The sequence below is a fragment of the Tardiphaga sp. genome (genome assembly GCF_025356345.1).
GTDB lineage: Bacteria > Pseudomonadota > Alphaproteobacteria > Rhizobiales > Xanthobacteraceae > Tardiphaga.
Genome location: NZ_JANXTC010000222.1, coordinates 1 through 16,365 on the forward strand (window position 1 = coordinate 1; position 16,365 = coordinate 16,365).

Annotated in this window: 15 protein-coding genes; 5 read left to right on the plus strand and 10 right to left on the minus strand. The window is 63.5% G+C overall.

Going from position 1 to position 16,365, the window contains the following annotated elements; all coding sequences use genetic code 11:
* Positions 1–84: 84 nt before the first annotated feature.
* Genes Q0S16_RS13580 through Q0S16_RS13590 form a run of 3 tightly spaced genes read left to right on the plus strand, consistent with a single transcriptional unit; the run spans position 85 to position 3,230 of the window.
* Positions 85–978: an ABC transporter permease gene (locus Q0S16_RS13580; RefSeq protein ID WP_295849067.1), complete on the plus strand. Its 894-nt coding sequence runs from the start codon at positions 85–87 to the stop codon at positions 976–978.
* A gap of 12 nt (positions 979–990) precedes the next feature.
* Entirely contained in the window at positions 991–1,701 is a 711-nt protein-coding gene (locus Q0S16_RS13585; RefSeq protein ID WP_295849069.1) for an isochorismatase family cysteine hydrolase, read from the plus strand.
* Positions 1,698–3,230 (plus strand): ABC transporter ATP-binding protein, encoded by a 1,533-nt coding sequence (locus Q0S16_RS13590; RefSeq protein ID WP_295849071.1) that lies wholly within the window; start codon positions 1,698–1,700, stop codon positions 3,228–3,230. The genes Q0S16_RS13585 and Q0S16_RS13590 overlap by 4 nt, the downstream gene beginning before the upstream one ends.
* Positions 3,231–3,236: 6 nt before the next feature.
* On the opposite strand, the gene Q0S16_RS13595 is transcribed toward Q0S16_RS13590, so the two are convergent.
* The 8 genes from Q0S16_RS13595 to Q0S16_RS13630 all read right to left on the minus strand — a co-directional run bounded on the left by Q0S16_RS13595 (position 3,237) and on the right by Q0S16_RS13630 (position 11,738).
* Positions 3,237–5,093: a sugar phosphate isomerase/epimerase and 4-hydroxyphenylpyruvate domain-containing protein gene (locus Q0S16_RS13595; RefSeq protein WP_295849074.1), complete on the minus strand. Its 1,857-nt coding sequence runs from the start codon at positions 5,091–5,093 to the stop codon at positions 3,237–3,239.
* Positions 5,090–5,830, minus strand: a complete 741-nt coding sequence (locus Q0S16_RS13600) for an ABC transporter ATP-binding protein (protein WP_295849076.1) — start codon at positions 5,828–5,830, stop codon at positions 5,090–5,092. The genes Q0S16_RS13595 and Q0S16_RS13600 overlap by 4 nt, the downstream gene beginning before the upstream one ends.
* Positions 5,831–5,840: 10 nt before the next feature.
* Positions 5,841–6,584, minus strand: a complete 744-nt coding sequence (locus tag Q0S16_RS13605) for an ABC transporter ATP-binding protein (protein WP_295849078.1) — start codon at positions 6,582–6,584, stop codon at positions 5,841–5,843.
* Positions 6,581–7,576, minus strand: coding sequence for a branched-chain amino acid ABC transporter permease (locus Q0S16_RS13610; RefSeq protein ID WP_295849080.1), 996 nt, complete (start codon positions 7,574–7,576; stop codon positions 6,581–6,583). Before Q0S16_RS13610 ends, Q0S16_RS13605 begins: the two co-directional genes overlap by 4 nt.
* Positions 7,573–8,448: a branched-chain amino acid ABC transporter permease gene (locus Q0S16_RS13615; protein ID WP_295849081.1), complete on the minus strand. Its 876-nt coding sequence runs from the start codon at positions 8,446–8,448 to the stop codon at positions 7,573–7,575. The genes Q0S16_RS13610 and Q0S16_RS13615 overlap by 4 nt, the downstream gene beginning before the upstream one ends.
* Before the next feature lie 151 nt (positions 8,449–8,599).
* Positions 8,600–9,742, minus strand: coding sequence for an ABC transporter substrate-binding protein (locus Q0S16_RS13620; protein ID WP_295849082.1), 1,143 nt, complete (start codon positions 9,740–9,742; stop codon positions 8,600–8,602).
* A gap of 59 nt (positions 9,743–9,801) precedes the next feature.
* Positions 9,802–10,692: a shikimate dehydrogenase gene (locus Q0S16_RS13625; protein WP_295849084.1), complete on the minus strand. Its 891-nt coding sequence runs from the start codon at positions 10,690–10,692 to the stop codon at positions 9,802–9,804.
* 107 nt (positions 10,693–10,799) lie between these two features.
* Positions 10,800–11,738: a LysR family transcriptional regulator gene (locus tag Q0S16_RS13630; protein WP_295849086.1), complete on the minus strand. Its 939-nt coding sequence runs from the start codon at positions 11,736–11,738 to the stop codon at positions 10,800–10,802.
* 185 nt (positions 11,739–11,923) lie between these two features.
* On the opposite strand from Q0S16_RS13630, the gene glk reads away from it, so the two are divergent.
* Positions 11,924–12,889: a glucokinase gene (gene glk / locus Q0S16_RS13635; RefSeq protein WP_295849088.1), complete on the plus strand. Its 966-nt coding sequence runs from the start codon at positions 11,924–11,926 to the stop codon at positions 12,887–12,889.
* A gap of 21 nt (positions 12,890–12,910) precedes the next feature.
* On the opposite strand, the gene Q0S16_RS13640 is transcribed toward glk, so the two are convergent.
* Both Q0S16_RS13640 and Q0S16_RS13645 read right to left on the minus strand, forming a co-directional pair.
* Positions 12,911–15,004, minus strand: coding sequence for a molybdopterin-dependent oxidoreductase (locus tag Q0S16_RS13640; protein WP_295849089.1), 2,094 nt, complete (start codon positions 15,002–15,004; stop codon positions 12,911–12,913).
* Positions 15,005–15,101: 97 nt separating this feature from the next.
* A complete protein-coding gene (locus Q0S16_RS13645; protein ID WP_295849090.1) occupies positions 15,102–15,296 on the minus strand; it encodes a hypothetical protein in 195 nt (64 codons plus the stop codon).
* Positions 15,297–15,621: 325 nt separating this feature from the next.
* Between Q0S16_RS13645 and Q0S16_RS13650 the strand changes: the two genes are divergently transcribed.
* A partial coding sequence (locus Q0S16_RS13650) for an acyl-CoA dehydrogenase family protein (protein WP_295849091.1) occupies positions 15,622–16,365 on the plus strand: 744 nt, incomplete at its 3' end.

Sequence of the window (16,365 nt, forward strand, 5' to 3'; positions counted from 1 at the left end):
AAATGTGCTTGGGGAGAGAGGAGGGGGGGACCAAGCAAAGCAAGAAAATGGTGAGAGTCAAGAAAGTCTTTGCAGTAGGCGGCTGTGTTCACGGTGTTCGGCGGCGCGATCCGCATCTCGACGCCGTTTCTGTTCGTCAGCCTCGGCGAATGCATCACCGAGCGCTCCGGCCGTATCAATCTCGGCCTTGAGGGCACGCTGGTGATGGGCGCGATGAGCGCCTATGGCATTTCCTACCTTTCCGGCTCGCCGTGGCTGGGCGTGCTCGCCGCGGGCATCACCGGCGCCCTGCTCGGCGCGTTGCATGCCGGCATCTGCTCGCTGCCGCGCGTCAACGACGTCGCTGTCGGGATCGCATTGATGCTGTTTGGCACCGGCCTGGCCTTCTACCTTGGCAAGCCCTTGATCGAGCCGACCGCGGCCCGGTTGCCGGCGATCGATTTCGGGTGGTGGAGCGACGTGCCGCAGGTCCGTCAGGCACTACGCATCAATGCCCTGTTCCTGATTGGGGTGGCGCTGGCGCCAGTCCTGTACTGGGCGTTCCGCACCACGCGTTGGGGCCTGCTGATTCGCACCGCCGGTGAAAGCTCGGATGCCGCGCGCGCAATGGGCTACTCCGTTAACCTGATCCGGCTGCGCGCCACCATGTGCGGCGGCTTCCTCGCCGGCATCGGCGGTTCCTTCCTGTCGCTGTTCTATCCCGGCAGCTGGAACGAGGGGCTGTCGAGTGGACAGGGCGTCACCGCGGTAGCGCTGGTAATCTTTGCGCGCTGGGATCCGATGCTGTGCCTGTGGGCCTCGCTCGCTTTTGGTGGCGCCGCGGCCCTGGGGCCTGCGCTGCAATCGGTCGGCATCACCTCGGGCTATCACCTGTTTAACGCCGCGCCCTATATTCTCACGCTGGTGATCATGGTCATCACCTGCTCACCGAAGCGCACGCTGACTGGCGCACCCGCTGAATTGTCCATTACCCGATAACAGGAGCATTTCATGGACGCTGCTGTAGAGGCGAAGCCGAGCACCTCGCTGACCATCCTGTCCGAACCCTATGCCTGGCCATGGAACGGCGACCTGCGCCCGGAAAACACCGCGCTGGTGATTATCGACATGCAGACCGATTTCTGCGGTGTCGGCGGCTATGTCGACAAGATGGGCTACGACCTCTCGCTGACCCGCGCGCCGATCGAGCCGATCAGGAAGCTGCTCGCGTTGATGCGCGCGCAGGGCTTTCACATCATCCATACCCGCGAGGGGCATCGGCCGGATCTGTCCGACCTGCCGGCCAACAAGCGCTGGCGCTCGCGGCAGATCGGCGCCGGCATTGGCGATGACGGTCCGTGCGGCCGCGTGCTGGTGAGGGGCGAAAAGGGCTGGGAGATCATCGATGAACTGGCGCCGCTGCCCGGAGAGCCGATCATCGACAAGCCCGGCAAGGGCTCGTTCTGTGCCACCGATCTCGAACTGATGTTGCGGCTGCGTGGCATCGACAACCTTGTGCTCACCGGCATCACCACCGACGTCTGTGTCCATACCACGATGCGCGAGGCCAATGACCGCGGCTTTGAGTGCGTGCTGATCGAGGATTGTTGCGCGGCGACCGACAAGAGCAATCACGAGCATGCGTTGAGAATGGTCAAGATGCAGGGAGGCGTATTTGGCGCGGTGGCGACCTCGGACGCGCTGATCGGCGCACTGTCATGATCATCGGCAGCGTCCCTCCGGTCATCGGCCCGCTCGGCGTCGAAGCGCTGTCCATGACCATGAAGTTTGGCGATTTCGCCGCGCTCGACAATGTCGAGCTCAAGGTACGGCCCGGCTCGTTCCATGCGCTGCTGGGCGAGAACGGCGCCGGCAAGAGCACGCTGGTGAAATGCATCATGGGCTACTACCGCCAGACCGAGGGCCAGGTGCTGGTCGGCGGCCGTGAAGCGGTGCTGACCAATCCGAAGGACGCGCATGCGCTCGGCCTCGGCATGGTCTACCAGCATTTTACCCTGGTGCCGGCGATGACGGTGGCTGAAAATCTGGTGATGGCGCGCGACAACGTGCCGGCGATCATCGACTGGAAGAAGGAAACAAGAGAGCTGGAATCATTTCTGACTGGCATGCCGTTCAAGGTCCAGCTGCATGCGAGAGTCGCCGACATCTCGGCCGGCGAGCGACAGAAATGCGAGATTCTCAAGCAGCTTTATCTCAAGCGCCGTTTACTGATCCTCGACGAGCCAACATCGGTGCTGACGCCGGTCGAGGCCGATGAGATGCTCGGCATGCTGCGTGGCATGGTGGTCGACAGCGGCCTCACCATTTTAATGATCACCCACAAATTCCGCGAGGTCATGGCTTTTGCCGACGACGTGACCATCCTGCGTCGCGGCCGGCTGGCGGGGCAGGGCAAGGTCGCCGATCTGACGCCGGAGAGCATGGCGCGGATGATGATCGGCGCCGAGGAACTGACCCTACAGCCGGCGCGGTCGGGCGAGACTGGCGCGATCCGGCTCGAACTGGACAGACTCAATGCGCTCGACGATGCCGGCGCCATCGCGGTGCGCGACGTGTCGCTCTCGGTCCGCGCCGGCGAGATCGTCGGCATAGCCGGCGTATCCGGCAACGGCCAGCGCCAACTGGTGGAAATGCTGGCGGGCCAGCGCGAGCCGTCGGGCGGCGAGATGCGCGTCGCCGGCGACGCCTATCACGCGACCCGCGACGAGATGCGCCGTCATAAAATGTCGCTGCTGCCGGAGGAGCCGCTGAAGAATGCCTGCGTCGGCACCATGAGCGTCGCCGACAATATCGCGTTCCGGGAATTCGATCGCGCGCCCTTTGCCAAAGGCGGTTGGTGGCTGAATGGCTCGGCGTTCCGGACAAACGCCGAACGAAAAATCGCGCTCTACAAGATCAAGACGCGGACCCCGGACACGCCGATCTCGTCATTGTCCGGCGGCAATGTCCAGCGCGCGGTGCTGGCACGCGAGCTGGGCGGCGACGTCGAGGTACTGATCGCCGCCAATCCCTGTTTCGGGCTGGATTTCGCGGCTGTGGCGCAGATCCACGCCGAGATCATGGCGGCGCGCAACCGCGGCAGCGCGGTGCTGCTGGTCAGCGAGGACCTCGACGAATTGCTCGAGCTCTCCGACCGGCTGATCGTGATGTTTCACGGCCGGTTCGTCTACGAGGCCCGCGCCGGCGAAACCGATCTCACCGAGATCGGACGGCATATGGCGGGACATTGAGAACCGCTAACCCAGTCGGGGAATACTGAGCGGCCGCGCCTCGCGGGTTTGCGCCGACAGCCGGATGCCCGCGTTGGCGGCCCCAAAACCCTGGTAGTTGCGGCGCTCGACGATTTCGAAGAAGAACCGCTCGTCGAAGGCGTGGGTGTAGATCTGGAAGAATTCGCCGTCGCCTTCGCGGTCGTACAGGATCTGATTGTCACGCAGCGTGTCCATCATCGCAGCATCAAGACCGTATTTGGCCTCGACGTCGTCATAGTAGTTTTCCGGTATTCTGAGGAAGCTGGCGCCGCGCTGGCGCATCTCGGCGACTGTCGCGAAGATATCGCCGCACGAAAAGGCGATGTGCTGGACGCCCGAGCCAAAAAATTCCGAGATGAAGCGGTTCGACAGGGTCCGCGTCGCCGACGAGCCGTTCAGCACCATGCGCACATTGCGGGAATCATTGGTCAGCGCCTGACTCTGCACCAGGCCGACGGGGTCGGCGATCTCCATCTGCGGCAGTCGCAGCAGACCAAGGATGCCGGTGTAAAAAAGCAGCCATGACAGCATCTCGTCATAGGGCATTGATTGCGAGATGTGATCGATCGTCGTCAGGCGATCGCCACCAGCGTCGCCTTGCAATACTTCAAAATCGGTATCCCAGTTCTTGCCGGCGCTCTCCAGAAAATACAGCAAGCTGCCGCCGACGCCGTGGATCGCCGGAATTTCCAGTTCGCCTTGGCCAACCGGCTGATAAAAGGTCCGCGCCTTGAGCGCCTCGGCGCGCGCCATGGTCTTGCCGGCGTCGTCGACATCGATGGCGATGGCGCAGACGCCGGCGCCATGGGTGATATAATGCGAATGCGCAAATCCGTCCGGCTCGCTATTGATGACCAGCTCAATACCGCCTTGCGACCAGCGCTGCACGTCCTTGCTGCGATGCGCGCCGGTATGGCGAAAGCCGAGCTGGCTCAGCAGCGTTGCGAGATCGTGGCCCTTGGCGTCGCTGACGGCGAATTCGATAAAGCCGACGCCGCGACTCTCGGGCTTTGGCTGGAGCAGCGGGGGCTTTGCCAGCTGGTCCTGCAGCAGGATCAGCGAGCGCAGCCCGTCGGTGGCGGTGCGGACCGCGGATCCCGCGCGGAACTGATCGTTGAAGATTTCCAGCGACCACGGGCCATCATAGCCGGTCGCCATCACGGCCTCCATGAAGCCGACCAACGGTAGATCACCCTGGCCGGGGAAGCAGCGGAAATGGCGGCTCCACGACAGCACGTCGAGGCCCAGCTTCGGCGCATCGGCGAGCTGGACCAGAAAGATCTTGTCGGCAGGAATCGAGGCTATCGCGCCGACAGGAAAGCCCGGCGCCAGCGCGTGAAAACTGTCGAGGATCACGCCGATCGACTTGTGGTCGGCGCGGCGCACGATTTCCCAGGCGTCTCGATAGTCATTGACATGGCGGCCCCAGGCCAGCGCTTCGAAGCCGACGCGCAGTCCGCGGCTGGCGGCGAGGTTACCCAGCTCGCGAAAATCCGCAGCGGCGCGGTCGATGCCGCCGAGCGCGGCCGGGGAGATGTTGCTGCAGACCAGCATCAATTCGGTCTGCAACTCCTGCATCAGGTCGAATTTTCGCATCGCGCGTGCGAAATTGCGCGTGCGTTGCGGTTCCGGCATGCCCTCGAAGTCGCGAAACGGCTGGAAGGCGCAGATCTTCAGTCCGAGATCGCGGCACATCTGCCCGACGTCTCGCGGGCTGCCGTTGAACGACAGCAGATCGGCCTCGAAAATTTCGACCTCATCGAAGCCGGCAGCGGCGATCGCGCGCAGCTTCTCGTCCAGTGCGCCGGACAACGATACCGTGGCGATCGAACGCCGGGTCATGCCGCGGTCTCCACCATGGCGCCGCCCAGGAACAATTGCCCGATGCGGGGATCGTTGAGCACGCGGTCGGCCTTGTCGAACAGGCGGGTCTGGCCGAGCTCGAGCACGATACCGAAATCGGAAATCTCCAGCGCCGAGCGCGCGTTCTGCTCGATCATCAGGATCGAAACGCCCTTGTCGCGGAGCTCTTTCAGAATGTTGAAGGTCTGCAGCACCATCAGCGGCGACAGACCGATCGACGGCTCGTCGATCAATACCAGCTGTGGATTGAGCAAGAGGCCACGGGCGATCTCGAGCTGCTTCTGCTCGCCGCCGGACAGCGTCGAGGCCTGCTGGGTCGCCTTCTGGCGCAGCACCGGAAACTTGTCGAGCGCGGCCTCGATACGCGCCGGCAGATCGGTGATGTCGCGACCGGCGGCGACGGCGCCCAGTTCGATATTGTGGCGCACCGACAGTTCGGAAAAGATGTTGCGGCCCTGCGGCACGTAGCAGATGCCGGCGGTGAGCAGCGCGCGCTGGCTGAGGCCGGTGACGTCTCGGCCCTTGAAGGTGACCTTGCCCTCGCGCAGCTTGAGCAGCCCGAAGATCGCCTTGAACACCGTGGACTTGCCGGCACCGTTCGGGCCGATCACGGTGGTGATCGAGCCGGCGGGCACCGAGAAGGTGGTGCCGTTGAGGATCGTCATCTTGCCGTAGCCGCCGACCAGGTTCTGAACATCCAGGATCGCGTCGCTCATCACTCTGTCCTCAATGTCCGAGATAGGCTTCGATGACGGCCGGATTGGCGCGGATTTCGTCCGGGCGCCCCATTGCCAGCACCTTGCCCTCCGCCATCACCATCACGCGGGTACACAGCGACATCACGAATTCCATATTGTGCTCGATCACCACGAAGGTGGCGCGCTTTTCCTGATTGATCGCGCGCAGCCGATCCTTGAGATCGGCCAGCATGGTGAGGTTGACGCCACCGGCCGGCTCGTCGAGCAGCACCAGTCGCGGTCCACCCATGAAGGCCATCGCCGCATCGAGCAGTTTTTGCTGGCCATAGGACAGGCCGCCGGCGGGCTCCTTGGCGAGATGGTCCAGCTTGAAGAAGCCGATCATCTGGTCGGCGGCCTGCGTCAGGCCGGCATCGGACGGGCCGAACAATCGCGACAGCATGCTGCCCTGGTGCTCCTGCCCGGCCAGGATCAGGTTTTCGCGCACCGACAGTTTGGGGAACACCTGCAAAAGCTGGAAGGTGCGGCTGACGCCGAGCCCGTTCAGCTCGGACGGCCGCATCCCGGTGACCACGCGGCCGTCGACCTTGACCTCGCCGTCGCTCGGCGTCAGTTGACCGAGAATGCAATTGAACAAGGTCGACTTGCCGCAGCCATTGGGGCCGATCAGACCGAGAATCTCGCCTTCCTGCACATCAAAGCTGACGCCGTTGACCGCGGTGATGCCGCCGAAGCTCTTGCGGATGTTCGTAACTTCGAGGACCGCGGTCATGGCGCCGTTTCCAGTTTGGACTTGGCCACCCCGCGCAACGCCGAGGCCACCTTGGTGCGGCGTTCGGCCAGAAAGCGATCGAGAATGCCGAGAATGCCAGTGGGCGAATAGATCAGCAGCACGATCACGGCGACCGCGTAAATCATCAGGTAGTAGCCTTGGGTAAAACGCAGCCACTCCGGCAGCAGCACCGCGATCATGGCGCCCAGGAAGGGGCCGAAGAAGAAGCCGGCGCCGCCGACGATTACCATCATCAGCAGGTCCAGCGACAGCGCGAGGCTGAACGGCACCGGATCGACATATTGCGTCAGCGGCGCATATAGCGTGCCGGCGACGCCGCCGAGCGCGGAGCCGATCGCAAACGCCATCAGCGTGTAGCGGCGGGTGTCAATGCCGAGCGATAGCGCGCGGATCGGATTTTCGCGCAGCGCCACGAAAGCGCGGCCCCAGGGCGAGCGGATCAGCCACCACACCGCCAGCGAGACCAGGCCAAGCGAACCGAGGCAGAGATAATAGAACGGCAGCGGCCGCCGCGTCGGAAAGCCGAAGATCTCTGGTCGCGGGATGTTGCTGATGCCGTAGATCCCCTTGGTCAGCCAGTCCTCGTTACGGAACACGAGGAAGGCCAGCGTCGAGAACGCCAGTGTGACGAAGGCGAGATAATGATGCTGCACCCGCAGCGCCGGATAGCCCAGGATCCAGCCGACCGCGAAGCACAGCACGATGGCCACTCCGAGGGCTGCGATCAGCGGCAGCCCGTTGGAGGTCATGATGGCGGCGGCATAGGCGCCGATGCCGACAAAAGCACCCTGCGCCAGCGATACCTGCCCGGCATAGCCCAGCGTCAAATTAAGGCCCATCGCGGCAATGGTCATCACCGCCCACTGGCTCAGGATGAACAGGCCGTAGCGATTGAAATTCATTGGCACCAGGATCAGCGCGGCAATCGCAACAATGCCGAAGCCGATCTGCCAGTATTTTGCTGCGGTCATACGGTGCGCTCCTCGGGTCGGCCCAACATGCCCTGTGGCCGAAACAGGATGATCGCGATCAGCAGGATCAGCGGAACGGCGGCGCGGTACTGGGTCGAGACGTAAGCGGCGGCGAGATTGTCGACCACGCCGATCAACAGACCGCCGGCGATCGCGCCGCGAACCTGATTGAAGCCGCCGACAATCGCCGCGATGAAGGCGGCCTGGCCCAGCACCTCGCCGCTGGAGAATTTGGCCAGATAGATCGGCGTGATCAGTACCGAGGCCAATGCCACCAGAAACGCATTGATCAGGAAGGTCAGCAGGATCATGCGTTCGACCGGAACGCCGATGATCCGCGCTACTGTCGGGTTCTGCGCCGCGGCCTGCATCTGGTGGCCGATCGAGGTACGATTCAGCAGCGCGGTGAGGCCAACGACGGCGAGGATGGCGAGCGCCAATACGCCGACGCTTTGCAGTGCCACCGCGCGACCAAAGATCGAGATGTCGCCGGTCGGGACGATCGAGGGAAATGGCGAGGCCTCGGCGCTCCAGAACTGCTTGACCGCCTCCTTCAAGCCGATCGCCAGCGCCATGGTCGCGATCGCCAGCGGCAGCACACCATGGCGCAGCATCGGATCGACCAGCAGCATCTTGAAGCCGAGGCCGAGCAGCAGCATCGACAGCAGGATGCCGATGATGATCGCCAGCCAGAACGGCGCGCCGGCCTGCATCGCCGCCAGCATCAGGAATGCTGGCAGCATGACAAATTCACCCTGCGCAAAGTTGATGGTTTGCGAGGTCTGCCACAGCAGCGTGAAGCCGACCGCGACGATGGCATAGATGGCCCCGGTGGCGAGGCCGGCCACGAGAAGGTCGAGCAGGTTGGACATAATGTCTCTCCAAGTCCGCGCTATTGCGAACTGACAAGCCAGCAGCGCCGTCGTTATTGCGAGGAGCCAAGCGACGCGGCAATCCAGAAGCCACAAGGAAAGACTGGATTGCTTCGTCCCAAGGGCGCCTCGCAATGACGGACGAGGGGCTTTAGTTGTTCAGCTTCGGCAGCACCGACTTGATGACCTGCTTGCCTTCGACAACTTCGGCCAGAAAACCCTGGCGGTCGATATCGCCATTGGCGTCGAAGGTCGCATCCATCAGGATGCCCGGCTCCTTGGCGACGGTAATGGTGAAGCCGTGCAAGGCATCGGCAAACCCCTTGGAGTCGACCTTGCCCATTTTCTCGGTGGTGGCCTTGATCATGTAGATCGCGAGCCACCCCTTGAGCCCGTTGTGATCAGGCACGTAATTGTACTTCTTGACGAATTTCTCGCGAAACGCCTTGATCAACTCGACCGGCGCGTCGGTGGTGAGGCCGACATGGCCGCGTGCGCCATTGGCGGCGTCGCCGGCGAGCTCGATCACCTTCTGGCCGACCAGCGTGGTTTCGCCCATCAGCGGCACGGTCACGCCTTGGCGCTTCAGCTCCTTCAGAATGCGGGCACTCTCTTCCTCATTGACATAGACGAAGACCGCGTCGGGCGCCGCCGCCTTGATCTTGCTGACGTCGGCGGCAAAGTCGGCCTGGCCGGCTTCGGTGGAGAGGTCCGCGGCGACCTTGATGTTATACTTGGCAAATTCCTTGGTGATGGTGTCGCGGCCACCCTTGCCGAAATCATTGTTCACCCAGACGATCGCGACCGACTTGGCCTTTAACTCATCATTAATGTATTTGGCGACCTTCGGCATCGAGGATTGCTGGCCGAACGAGGTGCGGAACAGAAACTTGTTGCCGGCCTGCGTCAGCTCGGCGGCTTCGCCGCCCATGATCTGGGTGATGCCGGCCTCGGCGGCGAGCGGGGCGGTGACCTTGACCGAGCCGGAATAGCCGGGCCCGAGCAGGACATACGGCTCGGCATCGAGCGCCTTCTGCACCTGGGCGCGGGCGACACCAGGGTTCGACTGCGAGTCGGCATGGGTGACTTCGAGCTTGCGGCCGAGCACGCCGCCCTTGGCATTGATCTCCTCGATGGCGAGGTCGATGCCGTTCTTCCAGTTGGTCCCGACCGTGGCGCCGCCACCGGACAGTTCAGCCACATTGGCCAGCTTGATCGGCGCGCCGGATTGCGCGAGCGCGCCGCCGGTCAGGATGGTCGCGAGCAGAGCGCTCGCCAAAAACACGGGCTTCATGGAGTCCTCCCTTGGTTGAATTCGGTTCGTTGACCGCGGCCTTGTAGTCGGCGGCGTTGTCAGGCTGCGTTAGAAGTGGCGTACCTTTTGACCATGATGGCGTCGAATGCAATTCCCATTTCGATAGTGGATGGCGCAAGGTCGGTAAACAGCTCGAAGGCGTCGGCGGCCTGATAGATTGCCAGATCGCGCCCGGTCAATACCCTGGCGCCCCTGGCCTTGGCGGCGTTGAGTAGCGGCGTCCACAGCGGCGAATAGACGGCGTCAGCGACCCACAGGTCAGCCCGCAGCAGCGCCTCCGGCACCGGCGTGCCCGTGTTCGGCAGCATCCCGATCGGCGTGCCGTTGACCAGCCCGACGGCGCCGGCCAGGGCGTCCTCGACGCTATCGGCGATCCGGACCGCCCGCTTGTGCCGCAGTTGCGACGCCAGCCGCTTGGCCTTGTCGCGGTCGGTATCAAAAATCCGGATATCGGTGACGCCGAGCTCGGCCAGCGCAAAGGCGATGGCCTTGCCGACGCCGCCGGTGCCAATCACGGCGACGGCGCCATGCTGTGACTCTTCAACAAGCTGGCCAACGGCGCGGGCAAAGCCGGATGTATCGGTGTTGTAGCCGGTCAGGCGGCCGTCACGCGCCACGACCGTGTTGACAGCGCCGATCGCCCGGGCTCCGGGCGAGAGGTCGTCGAGCAGGTCGAGCACGGCTTCCTTGTAGGGAAAGGTGACGTTGATGCCGGCAAAGCCGAGATATCGGACACCGTCCAGCAGACGTTTCAATTCGTCGCGGTCGGCGCCGGCCACTTCGATGAGCTGGTAGTGGCAGCGCGCGCCCAGCGCGTCCGCTGCTCGCTCATGCATCGCTGGCGACGCGGAATGGGCGATCGGCGCGCCGAGCAGGCCGGTGAGAAAACGGCGGCCGGTGGCGGGAAGCCGGGGGACGGTTGCGTTCATTATTCGATGGTCACTGTCATTTTGCTTGCAAAGTCATCTGCAGGCGCGCTTCAGGATAGCCGGACGGGAGGTGAACACAATTACCCTGTTATGCGTTAAACCTAACATTATGTTATTCTCTTTCGGGCGCGCGTCTCCGGCTTTTTGGCCGCTGCCAAGCCAACGGCCCGCATTTCCGCGCGCAGGCATTCGATGAAGTGCTCGATATGCAGCGACAGCGGCGCGCCGCGCTTCACGGCGATGTAGGTGTCGAATCGGGTTGGCTCGACGATCGGCACCGCGACAACGCCGGGGTAGCCGCCATGCGCCACGGTGAATTGATCGATCACCGCGATGCCCAGCCCCGCCTTCACGAGGGCGCAGACCGTGGTGCCGAACCGCGCCCGGATGGTGATGTCGTAATTCAGTTTATAGCGCGCGAAGATCTCGGCCATAATCCGCCCATAGGGATCGTTGGGGTCGATGCCGATCAGCGGATAGCGGATGATCTCCTTGGCGGAGACCTGCTTGCGGTCCGCCAGCTCATGACCTTCCGGCACGACGCAGAACAGCTCGCCCGAGGCGAGCGGCAAAAAGTCGAGTCCGGTATGTTCGAGCCGGTAACTCATGGCGACGCAATCGCCGCGACCGAGCAGCAGATAATCAATCGCTTCTTCGAGCTTGAGAATGTTGATGTCGATGCGCAGCTCGGGATAGCGCCGCCGCACCTGCTCGATCGCGCGCGGCACCATCACTTGCGAAATGCTCGGCACCGAGCCGATGCGTAATTCCGACAGCGCTCCGCGGCCGATCTTGGAAATGATCTCGGTGAGGTCGTCGACCTTTTTGTACACGCCGTTGATCTGCTCGAAAATGCTCTGTGCTTCCGAGGTTGGAAAATAGCGGCCGTTCTGGCGCTGGAAGAAGCGGATGCCCAGCGACTTCTCGGTGTATTTGACCAGGCGGCTGATACCCGGCGCGGACACATTGAGCAGCTTCGCCGCGCCGCCAATGGTGCCAGTCACCATCACGGCGCGGATCACCTCGACCTGACGCAACGTCATCATCTTGAATTGTCCCACTTCCGCCGGCGTTCGATCTGCCGGCCATTCACTGTAACAGATCGCGCCAGTTGGTCGCGCCGAGTTTGGGGATCATCTGCTTGTGCGGCACCCGCAAAATTTGCTACTGCTGCCGCGGCAATCGGGCGGCCGGCGGCGGGTCGCTGGCATCCCTGCCGGAAAGCCATTTAGTGAAATCTGATCAGAACAGTGTCCCACGTATCATCGGCGATATCGGGGGAACCAATGCCCGTTTCGCGGTGGCGCAGAACGGCGCCTATGGCGAGTTGGCGCATATGCCGGTCGCTCGATATGCTTCGTTGGGCGAGGCGCTGGCCGACTACGTTGCCAAACTTCCGTCGGGACTGAGGCCGCAGCAGGGCGCCTTCGCCGTGGCAGGCCCGGTGTTCGGCGACGATGTGGCGCTCACCAATCTGGACTGGTCGTTCTCGATCGCCGGGATGAAGCGGAACCTGGGCTTTTCATCGCTCCTCGTCGTCAATGATTTTGCGGCCACGGCGATGTCGGTGCCGTATCTGCCGAAGCAGGACTGTTTCCGGATCGGCCCGTCCTGCCCGCAAGTGACGGGGCCGGTCGGCGTGATCGGGCCGGGCACCGGGCTCGGCGTGGGATCGCTGGTGCCGCATCGGTCTGGCCGGCTGCTGCTGCCGGGGGAAGGCGGTCACGTGACATTGCCGGCCGTGACGGCGGAAGAGGACCGGATCATCGCGGTGCTGCGCAAACGCTGGCCGCACGTCTCGGCGGAGCGCGCGCTGTGCGGCGCCGGGCTGGTCAATCTCTACGAGGCGCTGTGTGAGATCGAGGGCAGGACCGCCGAGTCGCTGTCGCCCGCGGATGTGACAGGGCGCGCGATGGATGGCGGCGATGCGACCTGCGTGGCCGCCTTCGCGCATTTCTGCGCGATGCTGGGCACCGTGGCCGGCAATCTGGCGCTGACGCTCGGCGCCACCGGCGGCATCTACATTGCCGGCGGCATCATGCTGCGCTTCAAGGAAGCCTTCGCGTCGTCGGCGTTTCGCGAGCGGTTCGAAGCCAAGGGCCGCTTCGAGGAATTCCTGAGCAAAGTCCCGACTTTTCTCGTGCTGGAAGAATCACCCGCGCTGCTCGGCCTGGCCAACGTGCCGCTGGACGACTGAGCTGGTTTCGCAGCCGGTGGCTCAGACGGAAACCTTCTTCACCCACGCCTTGTTGTCGTGGAACGCCGCTCCGCCATAGGGCGCCACGGCGTCGCCTGACGTAAGCATGTTGATGCCGCGGCCGCCGATATGCGACTTGTTGGCGTGCACCGATTCCGCGATCAGCACGCCGCGCCGCAGGCCAGGGAAGATCCGCGCGGTCAGCGTCGTCTCGCCGCGCACATTGCCGAGCGTTACCGCATCACCATCAAGGATCGACAGTCGCGCCGCGTCTTCGGGGTGCATCATCACGTTCGGCGCGCCCTCGCGGGTCTTCGACGACGGCGTCTCGTTGAAGCTGGAATTGAGAAAGCTGCGCGACGGGCTGGTGGCGAGGCGAAACGGATGTGCGTCGTCGGCCTGTTCGATCACCGCCCAGTGGTCAGGGAATGACGGCATGGCGTCCCAGGTGCCCATCAGCCCGGCATTGGGCATCGGCACCTGCGACCAGTCGGCCTTGAAATGGAACTTGCCGTCGGCGTGTCCGAAGCCGTCGAGGTAGTGCGAGGTGCGGAAATCCGGCTGGATGTCGCGCCACAATTCGGCCTCAAGAGCCTGGATTTCGCCGCGGCCGCTCGTCCGCAAAGTTTCGTCGATGATCTCGCGCGGCGTCATGGCGAAGGCGCGATGTTCGGCTCCGAGCCGCTCGGCCAGGCCCTGCAGTACCTCGTGGTTGGAGCGGCACTCGCCGGGCGCGTCGATCAGTTTGGCGCCGACCGAAATATGCTGATGGCCGCCGCCGTAGTACAAGTCGTCATGCTCCATGAACATCGTCGCCGGCAACACGATGTCGGCCATCTGCGCCGTCTCGGTCATGAACTGCTCATGCACCGCGACGAACAGGTCGTCGCGTGCGAAGCCGGCCTGGACCAGCGCCTGCTCCGGCGCCACCGTCATCGGGTTGGTGTTTTGGATCAGCATCGCCTTCACCGGCGGCCCGTGGTGCAACGCCTCGGCATCGCCGGTCAGCACCCGGCCGATCTTTGATTGATCGAGCCGACGCGTGGCGGGATCAATGACGTCGAGGCCCTCAATGAGCGTCTTGTCGAACTTCCACAGCGCGGCGTTGTTGTAGAACGCGCCGCCGCCTTCAACCTGCCAGGCGCCGGTCACCGCGGGAATGCACAACGCAGCGTGCATCTGCGTGGCGCCGTTGCGGCTGCGGGTAAAACCATAGCCAAGCCGGAAGAACGAGCGCGGCGTTTCTCCGACCAGTTTTGCAAACGCCTCGATCTCCGCTACCGGCACGCCACAGATCGCGGACGCCCATTCCGGCGTGCGACTGGCGAGATGAGCTTCCAGTTCGGGCGAGGCGTCGGTGTACTTTGCAAGATACTCGAGATCGGCGAAGCCGTCGCGAAACAGCACATGCATGACGCCGGCGGCAAAGGCGCCATCGGTGCCCGGCCGCAGCAGGATCTTGATGTCGGCCTGCTTCATGGTGTCGTTGTCGTAGATGTCGACGACCGCGAGTTTCGCGCCGCGTTCTTTGCGGGCGCGGGCCACATGGGTCATCACATTGACCTGGGTATTGACCGGATTGGTACCCCAGACCACGATCAGATCGGATTTCGCCATCTCGCGCGGATCGACGCCGGCAATCTTGCCGGTGCCGGCGGTGTAGCCGGCCCAAGCGATGGTCGAGCAGATCGTGCTGTAGAAGCGCGAATATTTTTTCACATGGGCGAGGCGGTTGAGCCCGTCGCGCATCACCAGTCCCATCGTGCCCGCATAGTAGTAGGGCCACACCGATTGCGCGCCGAAGTCGCGTTCGGCTTCGTCAAATTTCTCGGCGATTTCGTCGAGCGCCTCGTCCCAGGAAATGCGCGCGAACTGCCCCGAGCCCTTTGGCCCAATGCGGCGCATTGGATGCATCAACCGATCGGGATGGTGGATGCGCTCGGCATAGCGCGCGACCTTGGCGCAGACCACGCCGGCCGTATAGCTTTGCTGCTTGGATCCGCGCACCCGACCGATGGTCGCGCCATTGATCACCTCGATGTCGAGGGCGCAGGCGGACGGGCAGTCATGCGGACAGGTCGAGTGCCTGATGTCGATCTTGGCCTGAATGTTCATGCGGTGAATCTAGCAGAGGGCAAGGCGGACGAAAGCCGTGGTTTCGGGCATTCCGCCCGTCCATTGGGCAGAGCACAAGTCTGCCACGCCCACAAAATTATTTGGCGAGCGATTCGCGCTGTGCGATCAGCCGATCCAGTTCTTCGTTCTGCTGCTCGAGACGGTCGGCAGTACGCGTTTCGTTTTGCTCGCCGGAGGCGGCGGCTGCCTGTTCGATCAATTGCCGGATATTGTCGCGAAGCACCGCGATGCGGTCATTGAGTTCCGCCGCCGAGAGGGTAACGTCCATCATATCTGCTCCAGGTCCGTCGCGAACCGGACCAAGTTTACCGCGCAAGCTCGCCGGTTCCTACCGAATAATTCATCCGGAACGCGTGGCCAGAGCCTGCAAAAGTGGTTGCCCGCAGCGGTTCGTTGCCCGATTTCGGGAGGCAAACGCGGTTTCACCACCGGGGCGGGGTCTCGGGGTGATTATCTGTCGGTTCATAGCCGGATACGGAATTCCATTTCATTGACGGTGGCGCTGATGCACCTCATCTTTTGTAGGCAACATGTGCGGCGCGTTCACGCGCGCCATGGCCATTCAAAGCCTTTCAATGACAGGTCGCATTTCCGCGATGGACGCAGCTTCGACAATCTTCGACAAGGCCAGCCTTCTGGCGCCCGGTTTCGCCGAGCGCGCGCCGCGGCATGATCGCACCGGCAGTTTTCCATTCGAGAATTTTCAGGAACTGGCTGACGCCGGGCTGTTGGCCCTGACGGTGCCGAAAGCGCTGGGCGGCGCCGGCCGCGGCGTCCGCGATGCGGCGCGCATTGTCGGCATTGTCGGCAAGGCCGATCCGGCGACCGGCCTGGTGCTGGCGATGCATTACATCCATCACCTGGTCATCGCCGCCAGCCCGCGCTGGCCGGTGGATCTGGCGCACAAGCTTGGCAGGGAAGCGGCTGCTGGCCTTGCCTTGGTCAATGCGCTCCGCGTCGAGCCGGATCTCGGCTCGCCCTCGCGCGGCGGCCTGCCGGCGACGACGGTGAAGCGCACGGCGCAAGGCTGGAGGCTGAGCGGCCACAAAATCTATTCGACCGGCGCGCCGATCCTGAAATGGTACACGGTATGGGCCAAGACCGATGAGCCCAGCGTGCGGGTCGGCCTGTTTCTGGTGCCCGCGGGATTGCCGGGCACGCGCATCGTCGAGACCTGGGATCATCTGGGCTTGCGCGCCAGCGGCAGCCATGACGTCGTGTTCGACGACGTGGTGTTTCCGCTGGACCACGAAATCGATGTTCGCAAGCCGGAGGAATGGCTGGCCCCGGATTTCACCCAGGCCGCGGCGCATGCGGTCTTCATCGCTGCGATCTACGAT